Annotated in this window: 3 protein-coding genes; all 3 read right to left on the bottom strand. The window is 62.8% G+C overall.

What is annotated here, in order from left to right; genetic code table 11:
* A partial coding sequence (locus QZL63_RS09830) for a CNNM domain-containing protein (RefSeq protein ID WP_290586807.1) occupies positions 1-961 on the bottom strand: 961 nt, incomplete at its 3' end.
* Positions 962-1,103: 142 nt separating this feature from the next.
* Positions 1,104-1,445: a hypothetical protein gene (locus tag QZL63_RS09825; protein WP_022309130.1), complete on the bottom strand. Its 342-nt coding sequence runs from the start codon at positions 1,443-1,445 to the stop codon at positions 1,104-1,106.
* A gap of 181 nt (positions 1,446-1,626) precedes the next feature.
* The coding region (locus QZL63_RS09820) for an FAD-dependent oxidoreductase (protein ID WP_290586804.1) at positions 1,627-1,820 on the bottom strand (194 nt) is incomplete at its 5' end.

Raw genomic sequence — 1,820 nt, 5'->3', positions numbered from 1 at the left:
CGTCCACGATCTCCTGGCCGAGCAGCGTCTCGATGACGTCCTCCATCGTGACGATGCCCTGGAAACAGCCGTACTCGTCGCGCACCTGGGCGATGAGCTCCTTGTTCTTGATCATCTCCTCCCAGACGGCCGCCACGGTCTCCTCGCCCGGAAACGAGAGGATCGGGCGCCGGATGTCGGCCAGGCGGTTGTCGAAACGGTCTTCGGCCAGCTTCTCCAGGACGGTCTGTTTCAGCACGTAGCCGGTGATGTAGTCGGGGCTGTCGCCGTAGACCGGGATGCGCGAGAAGATGCGGAAGAGGTGGTTGGCGTAGAATTCGCGGAGCGTGGTGCGCTCGGGGGCCGTGGCGGCCACGGTCCGCGGGGTCATGATCTCGCGCACGGTAACGTGGTCCAGCCGGAAGAGGTTCTGGATCACCTTGTCCTCGCGGGGTTGGAAGACGCCCTCCTGCCGGCCGACGCTCACCATGGCGGAGACCTCCTCGCGGCTGACCGAGAGAGGCTGTTTCTTCGACGAGACGAGCTTGGTGATCAGCTCCGAGAGGAGCACGAGCGGGTAGCAGACGATGATCATCGCGCGGATGACCGGGGCCGACGACATGGCCAGCTGCCGCCAGTAGCAGGCACCGACGGTTTTGGGGATGATCTCCGAGAGGACGAGGATCAGGATGGTCAGCACGGCCGAGATGATGCCGAAGTAGGCTTCGCCGAAGACCTTGACGGCCTCGGCGCCGACGCCTGCGGCACCGATCGTGTGGGCGATGGTGTTGAGCGAAAGTATGGCCGAGATCGGCTTGTCGATGTCCTGCTTCTGCCGCATGAGCAGCGGGGCGTTCTTGGCGCCCTCCTTCTCCTTCATGGCGATGAAGGACATCGGCGTGGAGAGCAGGACGGCTTCGAGAATCGAACAGAGGAACGAGATGGCGAGAGCCGCTGTCAGATAAAGTATGATGAGTTCCATGAATGGTGTTTATGTGGTTGTGGGGCCGTGTGGATGCGCACGGCAAACGCTTTTCGGGTGAATGGATCGGGTAGGGCGGAGGCTTGTGCCGCCTCTGCCGGGTAGGGTCGGGCTGCGGCGGGCTGCAGCCGGAGACGGTGTGTCAGATCCGATAGACACAGAAGGTGCGGCAGGCGGCACGTCCCGTATGTATGTCCGAACGGTCTGCAAGACGGAATGCCTGAGCCTCTCTTGTGGGGCGGATCGTTGCGGGGGACATCTCGCTTCCCGGACAGAGTGCCGCGGAGGGCAGCATGCGGGGAATCCGGTACAGACAGGCGTCGTCGGGGCTCTCCGACGGATCGTCGTCGGACGATTCTGCCGGTTCGGTGAGCAGGACGGCAATGTCATCGGGGGTGTGGAAGACTGCGGCGGCCGTTTCGGACATGCCTGCCGAAAGTTCGGTCAGCATGGCGGCGAGCAGCACGAGAATCCAGAGGCGCATCGGGCGCGTATGTCTGCAAGAATCTTCCAAGGGGACGATTTATGGGACAAATATAGGAAATTTTCCACAAATCCAAGAATTGGCCCGGCCCCGTTCGTTTCGCCTCTCTGAATAAAGTGCGGGAGGCGCGGATCGTGTGATCCGACACCTCCCGCACCGGGAATGCATATGGCGGGGATGATCAGAGCCGTCCCCTGATGCGGTCCTCGAATGCCGAGAGGGCAGCCTTGGCCCCTTCGCCCATGGCGATGACGATCTGTTTGTAGGCGACATCCGTTACGTCGCCGGCGGCGTAGAATCCGCGGAGCGCCGTGCGGCAGTTGCGGTCCACGGAAATCTCCCCGGCGCGGTTCGTCTCCACGGCTTCGCGGAAGA

Source organism: Alistipes sp. CAG:268 (assembly GCA_000434235.1).
GTDB classification, from domain to species: Bacteria; Bacteroidota; Bacteroidia; order Bacteroidales; family Rikenellaceae; genus Alistipes; species Alistipes avistercoris.
This window is presented reverse-complemented; position numbering and strand designations above follow the sequence as displayed.